At 70.9% G+C, this 15427-nt stretch carries 16 protein-coding genes; 8 read left to right on the forward strand and 8 right to left on the reverse strand.

Annotated elements, in window-relative coordinates:
* Nucleotides 1–121 precede the first annotated feature (121 nt).
* Entirely contained in the window at nucleotides 122–964 is an 843-nt protein-coding gene (locus AC6EUL_RS04940; RefSeq protein ID WP_056352622.1) for an outer membrane protein, read from the forward strand.
* Between the two features lie 93 nt (nucleotides 965–1057).
* On the forward strand, nucleotides 1058–2047 hold the full coding sequence (locus AC6EUL_RS04945) for a catalase family peroxidase (RefSeq protein WP_499869172.1): 990 nt from the start codon (nucleotides 1058–1060) through the stop codon (nucleotides 2045–2047).
* 133 nt (nucleotides 2048–2180) lie between these two features.
* Here the strand turns inward: AC6EUL_RS04945 and AC6EUL_RS04950 are convergent, their stop codons facing one another.
* The 3 genes from AC6EUL_RS04950 to AC6EUL_RS04960 all read right to left on the reverse strand — a co-directional run bounded on the left by AC6EUL_RS04950 (nucleotide 2181) and on the right by AC6EUL_RS04960 (nucleotide 4989).
* Entirely contained in the window at nucleotides 2181–2786 is a 606-nt protein-coding gene (locus AC6EUL_RS04950; protein ID WP_499869174.1) for a cyclase dehydrase, read from the reverse strand.
* A 33-nt stretch (nucleotides 2787–2819) separates the two neighbouring features.
* Entirely contained in the window at nucleotides 2820–3992 is a 1173-nt protein-coding gene (locus AC6EUL_RS04955) for a zinc-dependent alcohol dehydrogenase (protein ID WP_499869175.1), read from the reverse strand.
* Nucleotides 3993–4077: 85 nt separating this feature from the next.
* Nucleotides 4078–4989 (reverse strand): LysR family transcriptional regulator, encoded by a 912-nt coding sequence (locus AC6EUL_RS04960; RefSeq protein WP_056275502.1) that lies wholly within the window; start codon nucleotides 4987–4989, stop codon nucleotides 4078–4080.
* A 95-nt stretch (nucleotides 4990–5084) separates the two neighbouring features.
* Between AC6EUL_RS04960 and AC6EUL_RS04965 the strand changes: the two genes are divergently transcribed.
* Nucleotides 5085–5531: a DMT family transporter gene (locus AC6EUL_RS04965; RefSeq protein ID WP_056215022.1), complete on the forward strand. Its 447-nt coding sequence runs from the start codon at nucleotides 5085–5087 to the stop codon at nucleotides 5529–5531.
* A gap of 12 nt (nucleotides 5532–5543) precedes the next feature.
* Here the strand turns inward: AC6EUL_RS04965 and AC6EUL_RS04970 are convergent, their stop codons facing one another.
* The 3 genes from AC6EUL_RS04970 to AC6EUL_RS04980 are packed head-to-tail and all read right to left on the reverse strand — an operon-like array spanning nucleotide 5544 to nucleotide 8778.
* Nucleotides 5544–6014 (reverse strand): secondary thiamine-phosphate synthase enzyme YjbQ, encoded by a 471-nt coding sequence (locus AC6EUL_RS04970; RefSeq protein ID WP_056381356.1) that lies wholly within the window; start codon nucleotides 6012–6014, stop codon nucleotides 5544–5546.
* Complete coding sequence (locus AC6EUL_RS04975) at nucleotides 6011–7735, reverse strand: cisplatin damage response ATP-dependent DNA ligase (RefSeq protein WP_499869178.1); 1725 nt, start codon at nucleotides 7733–7735, stop codon at nucleotides 6011–6013. The genes AC6EUL_RS04970 and AC6EUL_RS04975 overlap by 4 nt, the downstream gene beginning before the upstream one ends.
* Nucleotides 7732–8778: a ligase-associated DNA damage response exonuclease gene (locus AC6EUL_RS04980; RefSeq protein WP_499869180.1), complete on the reverse strand. Its 1047-nt coding sequence runs from the start codon at nucleotides 8776–8778 to the stop codon at nucleotides 7732–7734. The genes AC6EUL_RS04975 and AC6EUL_RS04980 overlap by 4 nt, the downstream gene beginning before the upstream one ends.
* 41 nt (nucleotides 8779–8819) lie before the next feature.
* Between AC6EUL_RS04980 and AC6EUL_RS04985 the strand changes: the two genes are divergently transcribed.
* Nucleotides 8820–9755: a class I SAM-dependent DNA methyltransferase gene (locus tag AC6EUL_RS04985; RefSeq protein WP_499869182.1), complete on the forward strand. Its 936-nt coding sequence runs from the start codon at nucleotides 8820–8822 to the stop codon at nucleotides 9753–9755.
* Nucleotides 9756–9948: 193 nt separating this feature from the next.
* Nucleotides 9949–10686, forward strand: coding sequence for a YoaK family protein (locus AC6EUL_RS04990; RefSeq protein ID WP_056215006.1), 738 nt, complete (start codon nucleotides 9949–9951; stop codon nucleotides 10684–10686).
* 34 nt (nucleotides 10687–10720) lie between these two features.
* Here the strand turns inward: AC6EUL_RS04990 and arfB are convergent, their stop codons facing one another.
* Nucleotides 10721–11140 carry an alternative ribosome rescue aminoacyl-tRNA hydrolase ArfB gene (gene arfB / locus AC6EUL_RS04995; RefSeq protein ID WP_056215003.1) on the reverse strand — a complete coding sequence of 140 codons (420 nt, stop codon included), beginning with the start codon at nucleotides 11138–11140 and terminating at the stop codon, nucleotides 10721–10723.
* 40 nt (nucleotides 11141–11180) lie between these two features.
* The gene (locus tag AC6EUL_RS05000; RefSeq protein ID WP_056215000.1) at nucleotides 11181–11465 is read right to left on the reverse strand and encodes a BolA family protein; all 285 of its coding nucleotides are present in this window, start codon (nucleotides 11463–11465) and stop codon (nucleotides 11181–11183) included.
* 135 nt (nucleotides 11466–11600) lie between these two features.
* On the opposite strand from AC6EUL_RS05000, the gene AC6EUL_RS05005 reads away from it, so the two are divergent.
* The 3 genes from AC6EUL_RS05005 (at nucleotide 11601) to cobT (ending at nucleotide 15405) form a co-directional block, all read left to right on the forward strand.
* Nucleotides 11601–12227 (forward strand): J domain-containing protein, encoded by a 627-nt coding sequence (locus AC6EUL_RS05005; protein ID WP_056214996.1) that lies wholly within the window; start codon nucleotides 11601–11603, stop codon nucleotides 12225–12227.
* Between the two features lie 255 nt (nucleotides 12228–12482).
* Entirely contained in the window at nucleotides 12483–13466 is a 984-nt protein-coding gene (gene cobS / locus AC6EUL_RS05010; protein WP_056214992.1) for a cobaltochelatase subunit CobS, read from the forward strand.
* Nucleotides 13467–13503: 37 nt separating this feature from the next.
* A complete protein-coding gene (gene cobT / locus AC6EUL_RS05015) occupies nucleotides 13504–15405 on the forward strand; it encodes a cobaltochelatase subunit CobT (RefSeq protein WP_499869184.1) in 1902 nt (633 codons plus the stop codon).
* The last annotated feature ends 22 nt before the right edge of the window (nucleotides 15406–15427 follow it).

Genomic DNA, 15427 nt, shown 5'->3' on the forward strand with positions numbered 1-15427 from the left:
TTCGGAATACGACGCCCGAACGCCGCAAGATCTATGCATGGTCATAAGGGATCGGCATGTCGAGGGTGGGCGGGCACCGTCCCTCCATCCCGAAAGTCCTGAACCCGAAGGCCCTTTGCCGATGCTCAAGACGCTGCTCCTGGCCGGCGGTGCCGCCGCGCTTCTCTCCAGCGCCGCCGCCGCCGCCGACCTGCCCCGCCGTCAGGCCCCCCCGCCGGTCTTCACGCCCATCCCGGTCTTCACCTGGACGGGCGCCTATTTCGGTATCAATGCCGGCTACGCCTTCAGCGAGAACGACACCATCCGCACCACGGGCATCAACACCCCCGGCGGCGCGCAGCTGCAGAACAACGTCGTCAACGGCCTGCGTCAGGCGTCCGTGCGGAATGCGTCGGAAGGATTCACCGGCGGCGGCCAGGTCGGCTACAACTATCAGTTCACCCCGGGCAGCGGCATCGTGGTCGGCCTCGAAGCCGATGCGCAATACACCGACCTCCAGCGCACCACGACCCAGGTCATCTTCAACCCGGTCTTCAACCCGAACCAGCTGACCAACAGCTACCGCACCGAGCTGTCGTTCCTCGGCACCGTCCGCGGCCGGATCGGCTACGCCTTCGACAAGTTCCTGATCTACGGGACCGGCGGCTTCGCCTACGGCGACGTCACCCAGCGCATCACCTTCACCACCGGCCTGCCCGTCACCTATGCGGGGTCGCGCTCCAATATCGAGACCGGCTACGCCTATGGCGGCGGCATCGAGTACGCCCTGCCCACGGACTCGTTCTTCAACTTCTTCAAGTCCAGCGCCGTGACCCTCAAGGCCGAATACCTGCGCTACGATCTCGGCAGCCGCAATCTGCTCGTCGCCAGCGTCGGCGGTCCCGGTGTCGGCTACAACAGCCGCATCTCCACCGAGGGCAGCCTCGTCCGCGCCGGCCTGAACTACAAGTTCGGCAGCTACTAGGCCCGACCCGGCCGACACCCCGGGGATCGCGCCCGGGGTGTCGGCTCCGTTGTCTCCCGACCTCGATCCGTTTGCCCGTGGGGTGCGCCCGTGATGAGACCGAACCTGCTGCTCCTCGGCGGTATCGCCGCCCTCGCCTGCTCGACGCCTGCGAAGGCCGAACCCGAGACGCAGGCCATCGTCGACGCCCTGTTCAAGGCCGGCGGCAATCAGCCGAACGTGCGCGGGAGCGGGGCCAAGGGCGTCTGCGTCACAGGCAGCTTCACGCCCTCGGCCGAAGCGCAGAACCTGTCCAAGGCGCCGCACTTCAGCCGCGCCCCCGAGAAGCCCCTGCCGGTGACGGCCCGCTTCTCCATGGGGGGCAGCAACCCGAAGGTCTCGGACAAGGCCAAGCCCGTCACGCGCGGCTTCTCCATGCGGATCAACCACCCCGCCGGCGACATGGTGTTCGTGTTCATCTCGGCCCCGGTCTTCGGCTCCAAGACTCCGCAGCAATTGCTCGATTTCGCCAGCGTGCGGGCGCCGGGACCGGACGGAAAACCGGATGCCGAGAAGATCAAGGCGTTCGGGGTGGCCAACCCCGAGACGACCCGGCAGGCGGCCTGGCTCAACGCGCGCCCGGTGCCGGCGAGCTACGCGGGCGTCGATTACTGGGGCGTCCACGCCTACACGCTCACCGACGCCGCCGGAAAAGCCACGGTGGCCAAGCTGAAGACGGTGGCGACGGCGGGCCAGCTCGGCCTCACGGACGACGAGGCCAAGGCCAAGCCCGACGCGTTCTACGCCGACGAATTGACGGCGCGTCTCGCGCAGGGGCCGGCGACGTTCGACCTCGTGGCGATCCTGGGCGAGCCCGGTGATCCGACCCAGGATCCCACCGTCCTCTGGCCCGAGGAGAATCGCAAGTCGGTCAAGCTCGGCACCCTGGCGATCGCCGCCCTCGCGCCGGCCGCCACCTGCGACGCGGCGACCTTCGATCCGGTGGTCGACCTGCCCGCGGGCGTGGCCGGCCCCGCCGACGATCCGATGTTCGCCATCCGCTCGCCGGCCTACGCGATCTCGCTGTCGCGGCGGGCGAACTGAGGCCAAGCACCCGGCCGGGGCGGTCCTGGACGGGCGATGGCGGGATGCCGGCCCGGGACAGCTTGTGGTGCGGAGCGACCCCCGTACGGCGGCGCCCGCATCGCGACCGGGCGATTCGCGCCCGGTCCGCGCCCTAAGCCCAGGCCCGGAGCCCCTCCGGCGTCGTGAATTCGGGGGGCCGGACGTCGCGGGCGGCGCCGCGCGTCGCGTCGATGCCCTTCGGGAAACCGCTCCGGCTCCGATAATCCGCACGAACGCGCTCCGAGGGCGCCAGGGGGGCATCGGACAGGGCCTGGGCGCAGAGCACGTCGATCACGCCGACGCCCGCCAGGGCGCCGAGGGCGATGCCGGTGTTGGCGCGGTGGCGCGGATCGCCCGTGAGGCCGGGCAGGACGGTGGCGACGTCGAGGACGTCGCCGGCCACCCGGGCCCAGATCCAGGGCGTCGGATCGTGGGAGCCGAGGATGCCGGCGCCCTGGACGATCTCACGCACACCGTAGGCGCGCACCAGCGCGCCGGCGCGGGGCATGCCGAGCCAGCGCGCGATGGCGTCGCCGCAGGTCAGCTCGGTGATCCCGAGGGCGAGGGAGAACCAGCCGAGGCCCTGCGCCACCTGGCGCGTGGCCGGATCGGGCCGGCGCCGGCGGTCCGAGGACAGCCGGGCGGGCGGGACTTCGGGCCTCGTCCGACCGGAACGAACGGTCGGATCCGGACGGGACGCGGATGCGGATGCGGGCATGCGGACTTCCTCCATCGAGAAAACGGGCGGCGCTCAGGGCCGGAGCACGACCTTGATGCAGTTGTCCTTCTTGTCGCGGAACGTCTTGTAGAGATCGGGCCCGTCTTCGAGGCGGCCCCGGTGGGTGATGACGAAGGAGGGGTCGATCTGCCCGTCGGCGATCCGCTTCACGAGGTCGTCGGTCCAGCGGTTCACATGGGTCTGCCCGGTGCGGACGGTGAGGCCCTTGTTCATCAGGGCGCCCATCGGGATCTTGTCCACGAGGCCGCCATAGACCCCCGGGATGGAGAGGATGCCGGCCGGGCGGCAGACATAGATCATTTCCCGCAGGACGCTGGCCCGGTCGCTCTCCAGCATCATCGCCTGCTTCAGGCGGTCATAGGCGTGCTCCAGGGCGCGGGGGGCGTGCGCTTCCATGCCGACGGCATCGATGCACTTCTCCGGACCCTTGCCGGCCGTGAGCTGGTTCAGTCGCTCGACGGTGCTCTCCGTGCCGTTGTCGATGGTCACGGCGCCCCCGGCCCGGGCCATCTCCAGGCGCTCGGGCACCCGGTCGATGCACACCACCTGCTTGGCGCCGAGCAGGATCGCCGAGCGGATCGCCATCTGGCCGACCGGGCCGGCGCCCCAGATCGCCACGGTGTCGGTGGGCTGGATGTCCGCCTGCACCGCCGCCTGCCAGCCGGTGGGGAAGATGTCGCCGAGGAACAGGACCTGCTCGTCGGTGAGCCCCTCCGGCACCTTGATGTGGGTCTTGTCCGCGAAGGGGACGCGAACGTACTCGGCCTGGCCGCCCGCATAGCCCCCGGTGAGGTGGGTGTAGCCGAAGAGGCCCGCGGTGGTGTGCCCGAAGACCTTGGCGGCGAGGTGCTTGTTGCGGTTCGAGCGCTCGCAGACCGAGAAGAAGCCGCGCTTGCACTGGTCGCATTCGCCGCAGATGATCGTGAACGGGATCACCACCCGTTCGCCCTTGCGCAGGCTGCCGCCGACGCCCTTCCCCGTCTCGACCACCTCGCCCATGAACTCGTGGCCCATGACGTCGCCCTTCTCCATGCCGGGCATGACGTGGTCGTAGAGGTGCAGGTCCGAGCCGCAGATGGCGCAGGCCGTGACCTTGATGATCGCGTCCCGGTCGTCCTCGATCCGGGGATCGGGGACGGAGTCGCAGCGAATGTCCTGAGCGCCGTGCCAGACGAGAGCCTTCATCGTATCTCTCCCACGTGCGGTGTCGTGTCGCCGATATGCTGAGAACCCGGCGACGGGACGTGAGTTCGGTTCGGGATCGCAGGTCTCAATCGGGCGCGAGGATCGGTTCCGGAACCAGCGCGTCGCGCTCCAGGCGGAGGAAGTCGATCAGGCGCTCCGCGAGGCGCCCCGGCGGGCGGCCCGCCGGCCGGATCAGCGCGGTCTCGATCGGCAGGGCCGGCCGGAACGGGCGCAGCACGATCGGCAGGCCGGTGAGTTCGCCGGCCGGGACCGGATCGACGATGGCGAGGCCCAGGCCCTCCGCGACGAGCCCGCAGCGCGCCGCCGTGTACTGGGCCATCAGGGGAAAGCGCGGCACGCACCCGGCCTCCGCGAACCGCGCCTCGACGGCCTCCTGGAACAGGCCGGGACCGCCGGCGATCAGGGTCTCGCCGACGAGGTCCTCCACCCCGATGGCGCGCCGGCGGGCCAGCCGGTGCCGGCGCGGCAGAGCGCAGACCGCGTCGACCGTGAGGAAGCCCTCGGCCGCCACCCCCGCATGGCCGGAGCGCGGGCGGGCGAGGCCGAGGTCGCACCGGCCCGAGGCGGTCCAGGCCCAGATCGTGTCGGGGCTCGGCACATGGACGGCGACGCGGGCACCCGGATGCTCGGCCATGAGGCGCCGGATCGCTCGCGGCAGCAGGCGGGAGGCCAGGGACGGCTGGCAGGCGACGCGCAGGGGCCCGGTGCCGAGCTCGCGGATCTGCCGGGCGGCGTGGGTCAGCTGTTCGAGGCCGGCATGGCTCCGCTCAACCTCGCGGGCGAAGGCCTCCCCCTCGGGCGTCGGCCGGGCGGTGCCGTGGCCGCGCACGAACAGCGAAAGGCCGGTCTCGGCCTCGAGCTGGGCCATGGCCCGGCTCACGTGCGGCTGGCCGATGCCCAGCGCGGCGGCGGCCCGGGTCATCCCGCCATGACGCATCACCGCGCGGAAGAGATCGAGATGGCCCGGATTGATCATGCCCCATCCGCATGGAAACGCGCCGATCCGTCATTTGACGGCATGGCCACGGAATGGTTGTCAAGGCGCCCGTGTCCCGAACAGGTGCCAGGCCGATGCTCAACCTCCTGCTTCCCGTGGCCCTCTCCGTCATGGCGGGCGCCAGCATCGTGGTGCAGCAGGCGCTGATCGCGAATCTCAGGATCGCCCTGAATTCCTCCGCCTGGGCGGGCTTCGCCAGCTACTTCGTCGGCCTCCTGTCCATGGTGGTGCTGGCCCTGGCCCTGCGCGACCCGCTGCCGGCGGCCAGCCTGACCGGGCGCATTCCGTGGTGGGGCTGGAGCGGCGGGTTCTTCGGCGCGGTCTTCATCGCGCTCGCCACGATCCTGGTGCCGGAACTCGGCGCGGCGACCTTCCTGGCCCTCCTCGTCACCGGCCAGATGCTGGCCTCGGTGGCCTTCGACCATTTCGGCTGGCTCGGCCTCGCCCAGCGCGAGCTCGACGCGACCCGCGTGGTCGGCGTGGCGCTCCTGATCGGCGGCGTGGTGCTGATCCGGCGCTGATCCGGCCGGTTCTCAGGCGCCGAGCCCCTGCAGGACGATTTCCCGGCGGTGCGGCCGGTCCCGGTGCTCGACGAGGTAGATGCCCTGCCAGGTCCCGAGGGCGAGGCGCCCGCCCCTCACCGGGATCGCCAGGTTCGAATCCGTCACCATCGTGCGGATATGGGCTGGCATGTCGTCCGGCCCCTCGGCGCCGTGCGCGTAGCCGGCATGGCGCGGCGCGAGCCCGTCGAGGGCGGTAAGGAGGTCGGTCCGCACATCGGGGTCGGCATTTTCCTGGATGGTCAGGGAGGCCGAGGTGTGCCGGCAGAACACGGTGACGAGGCCCTCCGCGATCCCGCTCTGCGCGCGGAAGGCCTCCACCGCCCCGGTGATGTCGGTGAAGCCCTGGCCGGGCGTCGAGACCGTGACCGTGGCCGCCGCCTGACGCGCCACCGGGCCGCTGGCGAAGCCCTGCAGCGCACCGATCTTGCCCGCCTGCCTCATCCGTGCGTCTCCGTCAGGGTCTCGCCCGGCGCGATCTCGCGCTCGCCCCGGGCCAGGATGGTCTCCAGGGCGTCGATCCGGTCGGCCTCCGCCGCCGGCTTGTCCCAGCGGATGCGCGCCACCCGGGGAAACCGCATGGCGACGCCCGACTTGTGCCGGGTCGAGCGCTGCACCCCCTCGAAGGCGATCTCGAGCACGAGGCCGTGGTCGAGGCCGTAGGACACCTCGCGCACCGGGCCGAAGCGCTTGGTGGTGTTGTTGCGGACGTAGCGGTCGAGCTTCTGCAGCTCGGCATCGGTGAAGCCGTGATAGGCCTTGCCGACCGGCACGAGCTCGGGCGTGCCGTCCTCGCGCGCGCGCCAGACCCCGAAGGTGTAGTCGGAGTAGAACGACGAGCGCTTCCCGTGTCCGCGCTGGGCGTACATCATCACGGTGTCGACGCGGAACGGCTCGCGCTTCCATTTCCACCACGGCCCCTTGGGCCGGCCCGGCAGGTAGACGCTGTCGCGGGCCTTGAGCATGACGCCCTCGATGGCGTCGGCATCCTCGCCCGCCCCCACGGCGGCCGGGTCGGCGCGGGCCGCGGCCAGATCCGCCCAGCTGGCGAACGGCACCAGGGGCGATAGGTCGATGCGGGCGTGATCGAGGGCGGCGACGAACGCCTCCAGGCGGGCCCGGCGCTCGGTGAAGGGCAGCGGGCGCAGGTCCTCGCCGTCCGCCTGCATCAGGTCGTAGGCGCGGACATGGGCCGGGAACTCCTCCAGGAGCTTCGGGGTCACGGCCTTCCGGTTCAGGCGCTGCTGGAGCACGTTGAAGCTCTGCACGCGGCGCTCGCGCAGGATCAGCAACTCGCCGTCGATGGCCCCCGAGAAGGTGATCGCCTCGGCCAGATCCGGGAAGGCGCCGGAGATGTCCTCGCCGGTGCGCGAGTAGATCCGCGCCACCTGTTCCCCGGCCGCGTCCCGTCCGCCGACGAGCTGAACCCGGATGCCGTCCCACTTCCACTCGCCGGAAAACGCCGCCGGATCGAGCTTTTCGAAATCGCCCTCCTCGTCGATGGGGTGGGAGAGCATCGGCGGCCGGAACGGGGCCGGGTTCAGGGTGGTGGGGCGCTCGCCCCGGCCCTCGACCCAGGCGAACAGGGTGGCGTAGGGCGGCTCGAGCCCGTGCCAGACCTCCTCGACCGCGTCGGCCTCTTGGCCGCCCAGCGCCCCGATGGCGGTCTTGGCGAGGCGCGCCGAGACGCCGACGCGGAGCGCGCCGGTGATGAGCTTCAGCAGCGCCCAGCGCCCGGTCTCATCGAGGGCATCGAGCCACGCGGCGATGCGGGCGGGCAGGTCGGCCTTCTTCACCGTGCCCAGCGTCTCGACCACCTCGGCGAGCGTCGGCACGTGCGGGGGCGGGTTGTTGTGGCCGGGGCCGATGACCGGCTCGCCGTCCGAGGGCACGGGCGCCGGCCAGATCAACGCCGTGGTCTCGGCCAGATCGCCCACGTAGTTGTGCGACAGCCCGAACAGCACCGGGTCGACGCGGGCTTCGACCAGGCCCCGGATCATCGCCGGCTTGGCCTCGCGAAAGGTCAGGCCGCCGGTCATCGCGGCGAGCGCGTAGCCGCGCTCCGGGTCGGGAGCGTGGGTGAAGTAGTCCTGCAGCAGGCGCAGCTTGGCGTTGCGGCGCGGCTCGTAGGCGAGGCGGTCGAGGAGGTGGGCGAAGTCGTTCATGCGACGGCCTCCTCCGGCGGGGCGACCGGCTCGGACTCGCCGTCGTCGCCGTAGCCGAGGAGGTGCAGGGGCTTGGCCTTGATGCCCTTCGTCCCGCACCAGTGCACCAGGGCGTCCTCCTGCCCGTGGGTGACCCAGACCTCCCCGGCCCCGGTCTCCAGGATGGTGCGGCAGAGATCGGGCCAGTCGGAATGGTCGGAGATGCAGAGGGGCAGCTCGACCCCCTTCTGCCGGGCCCGGGCCCGCACCCGCATCCAGCCCGAGGCGAAGGCCGTGACGGGGTCGGGGAACTTGCGCGACCAGACGTCCTGGATCGACGAGGGCGGGCAGAGCACGATGGCGCCGTGCAGCGTGGCCCGCTCGGTGGCCACCACCTTGGGGGTCTCGCCGAGCGGAATGCCCTCCTGCCTGTAGAGCTCGGTCAGCTTTTCCATGGCGCCGTGCAGGTAGATCGGCCGGTCGTAGCCGGCCTCCCGCAGCAGGGCCATCACCCGCTGCGCCTTGCCGAGCGCGTAGGCGCCGACGATGTGGGCGCGCTCGGGGAACAGGGCCACGGAATCGAGGAGCTTTTGCACCTCGTCGCGGGTGTCCGGCATCCGGAACACCGGCAGGCCGAAGGTCGCCTCGGTGATGAAGACGTCGCAGGGCACCACCTCGAAGGGCAGGCAGGTCGGGTCGTCGGCGCGCTTGTAATCGCCCGACACCACCACCCGCACGCCCTTCGCCTCGATCGCGATCTGGGCCGAGCCGAGCACGTGCCCGGCGGGGGCGAAGCGCACGGTGACGTCGCCGATGCGGATCGCCTCGCCGAGGGGGGCCTCCTGCCGGCTCGCGCAGAAATCGGCGCCGTAGCGCACCGCCATGATGCGCAGGGTCTCGCCCGTGGCCATCACGCGCCCGTGCCCCGCCCGGGCATGGTCGGCATGGCCGTGGGTGATGAGGGCGCGCGGCACCGGCCAGGTCGGATCCACGTGGAAGCCGCCGAGGGGGCAGTACAGGCCCTCGCGGGTCAGGGTGAGAAGATCGCTGGCGCTGAAACTCATTGGCGCGGCATATAGGGCGCCCGACGCCCATGCGCAGCCACATGTCCCGCACGATCACCTCCGGCGACCTTCGCGCCGACCGGCGCTACGCCTACGCCCAGGGCTGCCTCGACGACGGCGATCCGGACGCTGCCGCCGAGATGGCGGAGCAGGCCCTGGAGATCGCCCCCCGCTTCGCCCCGGCCTGGTTCCTCCTCGGCCGGGCCCGCGAAGGCCGGTACGCCCAGAGCGGGCGGGCCAGCGATCACCACGCGGCCCTGCGCGCCTACGCCAGCGCCCTCGACCTCGACCCCGAGGACGCGCAGGGCGCCCGCCTCGCCCTGGTGCGCATCGGCGCCGGCGAGGCCGCCAGCGCGATCTCGCCGGGCTACGTCCGGGCGCTGTTCGACGCCTACGCGCCGCGCTTCGACCGCCACCTCGTGGAGGGCCTGTCCTATCGCGGGCATACGCTCGTCGCCGATGCGCTCGAGGCATCGGCAGGTCCGGCCACGCCCCTCGGGTGGGTGATCGACCTCGGCTGCGGTACCGGGCTCGTCGGGGCCGCCCTCGCCGGCCGGGCGCAGTTCCTGACCGGGATCGACCTCTCGCCCGGGATGCTGGCCGAGGCCGGGCGGCGCGGCGGCTATCACCGGCTGGTGGAGGGCGAGCTGGTGGCGGCGCTCGGCGCCGAGCCCCCCGCCTCGGCCGATTGCGTCACGGCCGCCGACGTCATGATCTACGTGGGCGATTTCGCCGGCGTGGTCTCCGGCAGCGCCCGCGTCCTGCGCCCGGGCGGGCGCTTCGCCTTCACGGTGCAGTCCCATCCGGGCGACGGACTCATCCTGGGACCGGATGCGCGCTACGCCCATGGCGACGCGCTGGTGCGGGGGACCCTGGCGGGGGCGGGGCTCGCCCTCGAACGCGCCGAGCCGGCCGTCGTACGACGGGAAAACGGCGCCGACGTCCCCGGCCAAGTCATCGTCGGCCGGCGGCGGTAACATTCACGTGTCCGTCGCCGCCCTTGAGCGCCAGCGCACGACGCGGTTGAACCAAACGGGAGCGTGACTGTTGCCCCGGACGCATCGGAGCACCCCGCCCGGGACCTGACGTCGAGGTCCGGCGGTGCACTGAGCGTATCGGCCTTACGCCACCGTAGTTCAGCCGCCGCACGGGACGGAGGATAGCAACCCTATGGCAGAGACGCAGAACAAGTCGTTTCCGGCGAGTGCCGCGACGCGCATCCCCTTCGCGCTGGCCCTCTCGGCCGTGGCCGGTTGCGCCGATTCCATCGGCTTTCTCGAATTCTCGCAGCTCTTCATGTCGTTCATGAGCGGCAACACGACCCGATTCGGCGTCTCGGTCAGCCGCTTCGACTGGGAGAGCACGTCGCGGGTCGCCTCGGTCATCGTCCTGTTCTGCTTCGGCGCCTTCGCCGGCACCCTGATCGCCGCCTGGGTCGGGCGCTGGCGCCTCTCGGTGCTGCTCCTGCTGCAGTCGGTGCTCCTGACCATCGGGCTCATCGTCCCCCACGGCACCTTCGCCTTCCCGCTCCACGCCTACCCGATCGTCATCGCTCTGGGCCTCCAGAACGCGACGCTGCAGGACGAGGGCGGGCGCAGCCTCGCGCTCACCTACGTCACCGGCGCGGTGGTGCGGTTCGGAACCGGGCTCGCCAACCTGATGCTCGGCACGGTGGCCCCCTCGTTCTGGATCCAGGCCCCCCTCTGGGCAGCGCTGAGCACCGGCGCGGTCATCGGCGGCTTCCTGCAGATGCGCTACGGCGAGGATGCGTTCCTGTTTCCGGCCGCGGTCTCGGCGCTGCTCGCCCTCATCGCCCTGGTGCTGACGATCATGAAGCCGGGCAGCCGCTACGTCAGCGGAGAGGTCGAGACGCATCCGCCGGATGGTACGGCGGCGGCCAAGATCTGAGTGGCGATCTGAGCGGAGATCCGAGGCGCGGCCCCTAATCCAGGCCGCTGCCGCGCAGGCGCTTGGTGGCGCTCCGCTTCGACTTCTCGTCGAGGCGGCGCTTCTTCGAGGCCAGCGTCGGGCGCGTGGCGCGCCGGGGCGTCGGCGGCACCGCCGCCTCGGCCACGAGTTCGGCCAGCCGCTCGCGGGCATCGGCCCGGTTGCGGTCCTGGGTCCGGAAGCGCTGGGCGCTGATCACGATCACCCCGTCGACGGTGAGGCGCCGCCCCGCCAGCCGCATCAGGCGGACGGCCACCGCGTCCGGCAGGGCGGCCGACCGCCGGGCGTCGAAGCGCAGCTGCACCGCCGTCGAGAGCTTGTTGACGTTCTGTCCGCCGGGGCCGGATGCACGCACGAAGGTTTCCTCCAGCTCCGCCTCGTCGATGGCGATGTGGGGCGTGCATTGAAGGGCCACGGCGGAATCTCTCGCAGGATCTGGGATCAGGTCGCCGCGTTCAGGCTGCTTCGGCGGGCGTGCGGGCGCGCACCGCCAGGGCGTGGAGTCCGCGCTGGAAGGCCGGCTCGAGGGCGGCGTTGACGAGGCGATGACGTTCGACGCGGCTCTTGCCCTCGAAGGCGGCCGCGACCACGTCCAATCGGAAGTGCGTCTCTCCTTCGGGCCGCGCTCCCGAATGGCCCGCATGCAGGTGCGATTCGTCGATCACCGCCAAGTCCTGCGGCGCCAGTTGCACCCGGAGCGTGTCGGTGATCCAGTCCTTCAGGGTCACGGTCTCGGTCATCGCGGGCGTCTCCTCGTTTTTGGACTGCGGTCAAGCGCCGGCGTCCGGTCTCACGCGTCAACCCCCGAACACCGCATGCGGCATCAGGCCCGCCGCTCTTGTGTCTCCGACCCACCCCCTCATAATCGCCCCATCATGGATCTCAACTCGCCCCTGTTCGACAGCATCCGCATCAAGCCGTCCTGCGACGAGCCGAAGACGGCCGCAGCCCAGACCTGCGAGACGCCCGGGTGCAAGAACCCCGGCCTCTACCGCGCGCCCAAGGGCCGCAAGGCGGAGGGGCAGTACTGGCGTTTCTGCATGGATCACGTGCGCGCCTACAACGCCACGTACAATTACTTCGACGGCATGAACGATGCGGCCGTGCAGGCCTTCCAGAAGGACGCGATCATCGGGCATCGCCCGACCTGGGCGATGGGCGTGAACCCGGCCACCGCGGGGGAGCGCGGCAAGGCGGCTCCGAAGCGCGATTGGGCCTATGTCGATCCCCTGGACATCCTGCGGGCCGAGGGCGTCGGCGAGACCGCCCGGCGCAAGGCCGCACCCGAGCCGCGCCGACCCCGGCACTCGGCGGCGACCCTCAAGGCTCTCGACGTACTCGGCCTCGACGAGAATGCGGATTCGGCGGCCATCAAGGCGCAGTACAAGACCCTGGTGAAACGCTTCCACCCCGACGCCAATGGCGGCGACCGCTCGTTCGAGGAGCGTCTGCGCGACATCATCCGGGCGCACGATGCCCTGCGCGCCGCCGGCCTCTGCTGACGCGGCGACCGACGCCGGCCCGAGGTTCCGGCACGATCGATGCACGTTTTCTGGGTCTCCCCTGCTCAGGATGGGGCGGCAATTGCCGCGTGAGGCCCTATATGCAGTCCCGACACCCCTTGGCGCCGCCCGGCGCCGACCTTTAGATGGCGGTCGCGCGCGGCTCATCGTCCCCGAGCCGCGAGACCCCGAAGTCCGACATAGCCCGCGTGTTCCGTGACACCCCCGCGGCACCCGCGCCCCGACGAGGTCCTTATGCTTTCTGACGTCTCGCCCGCCTCGCTCCCCGACCGGGAAGTCTCCGTCCGAGAAGCCTTCGGCATCGACCTCGATCTCCGGGTCCCGGCCTTCTCGCAGAGCGAGGAGCACGTGCCGGACCTCGATCCGGACTACATCTTCGACCGGGAGACCACCCTGGCGATCCTGGCGGGCTTCGCCCGCAACCGGCGCGTGATGGTCACGGGCTATCACGGCACCGGCAAGTCCACCCATATCGAGCAGGTCGCGGCACGCCTCAACTGGCCCTGCATCCGGATCAACCTCGACAGCCATGTCTCGCGCATCGACCTCGTCGGCAAGGACGCGATCGTGCTGCAGGACGGAAAGCAGGTCACGGCCTTCCAGGACGGCATCCTGCCCTGGGCGCTGCAGAACAACGTCGCCCTGGTCTTCGACGAGTACGATGCCGGCCGCCCCGACGTGATGTTCGTGATCCAGCGCGTGCTGGAACTCTCCGGCCGCCTGACGCTGCTCGACCAGAAGCGCGTGATCCGCCCGCACCCGGCCTTCCGCCTCTTCGCCACCGCCAACACGGTGGGCCTCGGCGATACGTCCGGCCTCTATCACGGCACCCAGCAGATCAACCAGGGCCAGATGGACCGCTGGTCGATCGTCACCACCCTGAACTACCTCGCCCATGACCGCGAGGTCGACATCGTGCTGTCGAAGGCGGCGCACTACCAGCGCGACGGCGGCCGTGACATCGTCAACCGCATGGTGCGCGTGGCGGACCTGACCCGCAACGCGTTCATGAACGGCGACCTCTCCACGGTCATGAGCCCCCGCACGGTGATCACCTGGGCCGAGAACGCCGACATCTTCCAGGATATCGGCTTCGCCTTCCGGGTGACCTTCCTCAACAAGTGCGACGAGCTGGAGCGCACCCTCGTGGCGGAGTTCTACCAGCGCGCCTTCGGCAAGGACCTGCCCGAGAGCGCCTCGAACGTCGCCCTGAGCTGACCCCCTCCCGTCCGTTTCGAGGAAACCGTCGACCCGCATGTCGATCTCCAACCGCAAGCCCGGCGACCGGCGCGAGCCCGTCGCCGAACCGCTCAAGCGCTCGGTGGCGGGCTGCCTGCGCGCCATCGCCAAGCGCTCCGAGATCGAGGTGGTCTATGCCAGCGACCGCCCGGCGCTGACGGGTGATAAGGCGCGCCTCCCCGAACCGCCGCGCAAGCTGACGCCGGAAGACGTCGCGATCCTGCGCGGGAACGCCGACTCGATGGCCCTGCGGCTCGGCTGCCACGACGTGGCGGTGCATCGCCGGCTGGCGCCGGAGAATGCTGGCGCCCGGGCGGTCTTCGACGCGGTCGAGCAGGCCCGCGTGGAGGCGATCGGCTCGCGCCGCATGTCCGGCGTCGCCGCGAACCTCTCGGCGATGCTGGAGGACCGCTACCATCGCGGCGGCAAGTACGAGGACATCACCGACCGGGCCGACGCACCGATGGAGGATGCCGTCGCCCTGATGGTGCGCGAGCGCCTGACCGGTGCGGCGCCCCCGGAGGCGGCCCGCAAGATCGTCGACCTCTGGCGCACCCACATCGAGGAGAAGGCCGGCCCCAACCTCGACGGGCTGATCGGCTCGATCGAGAACCAGCGCGCCTTCGCCCGCTCGGTGCGCGACCTCCTCAGTTCCCTCGACATGGCGGACGAGACGCCGTTCGATCCCGAGGACGACGAGAACGAGGACGACAACGAGGCCCAGGACGACGAGCAGACCCCGAGCGAGGGCGAAGCCGAGGAGCAGTCCCAGGGCGACCGCTCCGAGATGGAGACCTCGCAGGAGGCCTCCGACGAGTTGCAGGAGGGCGCCACCGAGGCCGCCGATGCGCCCTCGGGCGAATTGCCCGACGAGGCCGAGAACGCCGAATCCGAGGAAGCGTCGGAGGCCTGGCGGCCGCCGTCGCAGCGGGCGAACGAGCCGCGCGGGCCGGAATACAAGGTCTTCAACCCGCGCTTCGACGAGATCATCCACGCCGAGGACCTTTGCGACGCCGAGGAGCTGGCGCGCCTGCGGACCTATCTCGACAAGCAGCTCGCCCATCTCCAGGGCGTGGTCGGGCGCCTCGCCAATCGGCTGCAGCGCCGGCTCCTGGCCCAGCAGAACCGGGCCTGGGACTTCGACCTCGAAGAGGGCCAGCTCGATCCTGCCCGCCTCGTGCGCGTGGTCACCGACCCGTTCCAGCCGCTCTCGTTCAAGCGCGAGAAGGACACGAATTTCCGCGATACCGTGGTGACGCTCCTGCTGGACAATTCCGGCTCGATGCGCGGGCGCCCGATCACGGTGGCGGCGACCTGCGCCGACATCCTGGCGCGGACCCTCGAGCGCTGCGGCGTCAAGGTCGAGATCCTGGGCTTCACCACGCGCGCCTGGAAGGGCGGACAGTCGCGCGAGGCGTGGCTCGCCGGCGGCAAACCGAACACGCCGGGGCGCCTCAACGACCTGCGCCACATCGTCTACAAGAGCGCCGACGCGCCCTGGCGCCGCGCGCGCAAGAACCTCGGGCTCATGATGCGCGAGGGCCTGCTCAAGGAGAACATCGACGGCGAGGCGCTGGACTGGGCGCACAAGCGCCTGCTGGCCCGGCCCGAGCAGCGCAAGATCCTGATGGTGATCTCGGATGGCGCGCCGGTCGACGACTCGACCCTGTCGGTCAATCCCGGCAACTACCTCGAGCGCCACCTGCGCTGGATGATCGAGGACATCGAGACCCGTTCGCCGGTGGAACTGCTGGCCATCGGCATCGGCCACGACGTGACGCGCTACTACCGCCGCGCCGTGACGATCATCGACGCCGAGGAACTGGGCGGCGCCATGACGGAAAAGCTCGCCGAACTCTTCGAGGAGGATTCGGGCACGTCGGCGCCGCAGAAGCGGGTCGCCGGCGGGCGGCGGTAGCGTGTGTCAGGGATAAGGGGGA

The organism is Methylobacterium sp. 001424705 (assembly GCF_059816145.1).

Excerpts from the sequence above, each read along its gene's own strand:
- AC6EUL_RS04955 (WP_499869175.1), bottom strand. The coding sequence starts at position 3,992 with ATGAAGGCTCTCGTCTGGCACGGCGCTCAGGACATTCGCTGCGACTCC.
- AC6EUL_RS04965 (WP_056215022.1), top strand. The coding sequence starts at position 5,085 with ATGCTCAACCTCCTGCTTCCCGTGGCCCTCTCCGTCATGGCGGGCGCC.
- AC6EUL_RS04985 (WP_499869182.1), top strand. The coding sequence starts at position 8,820 with ATGTCCCGCACGATCACCTCCGGCGACCTTCGCGCCGACCGGCGCTAC.
- AC6EUL_RS05000 (WP_056215000.1), bottom strand. The coding sequence starts at position 11,465 with ATGACCGAGACCGTGACCCTGAAGGACTGGATCACCGACACGCTCCGG.
- AC6EUL_RS04990 (WP_056215006.1), top strand. The coding sequence starts at position 9,949 with ATGGCAGAGACGCAGAACAAGTCGTTTCCGGCGAGTGCCGCGACGCGC.
- AC6EUL_RS04970 (WP_056381356.1), bottom strand. The coding sequence starts at position 6,014 with ATGAGGCAGGCGGGCAAGATCGGTGCGCTGCAGGGCTTCGCCAGCGGC.
- AC6EUL_RS04960 (WP_056275502.1), bottom strand. The coding sequence starts at position 4,989 with ATGATCAATCCGGGCCATCTCGATCTCTTCCGCGCGGTGATGCGTCAT.
- AC6EUL_RS04950 (WP_499869174.1), bottom strand. The coding sequence starts at position 2,786 with ATGCCCGCATCCGCATCCGCGTCCCGTCCGGATCCGACCGTTCGTTCC.
- AC6EUL_RS04975 (WP_499869178.1), bottom strand. The coding sequence starts at position 7,735 with ATGAACGACTTCGCCCACCTCCTCGACCGCCTCGCCTACGAGCCGCGC.
- AC6EUL_RS05005 (WP_056214996.1), top strand. The coding sequence starts at position 11,601 with ATGGATCTCAACTCGCCCCTGTTCGACAGCATCCGCATCAAGCCGTCC.
- cobS (WP_056214992.1), top strand. The coding sequence starts at position 12,483 with ATGCTTTCTGACGTCTCGCCCGCCTCGCTCCCCGACCGGGAAGTCTCC.
- AC6EUL_RS04940 (WP_056352622.1), top strand. The coding sequence starts at position 122 with ATGCTCAAGACGCTGCTCCTGGCCGGCGGTGCCGCCGCGCTTCTCTCC.
- cobT (WP_499869184.1), top strand. The coding sequence starts at position 13,504 with ATGTCGATCTCCAACCGCAAGCCCGGCGACCGGCGCGAGCCCGTCGCC.
- AC6EUL_RS04945 (WP_499869172.1), top strand. The coding sequence starts at position 1,058 with ATGAGACCGAACCTGCTGCTCCTCGGCGGTATCGCCGCCCTCGCCTGC.
- AC6EUL_RS04980 (WP_499869180.1), bottom strand. The coding sequence starts at position 8,778 with ATGAGTTTCAGCGCCAGCGATCTTCTCACCCTGACCCGCGAGGGCCTG.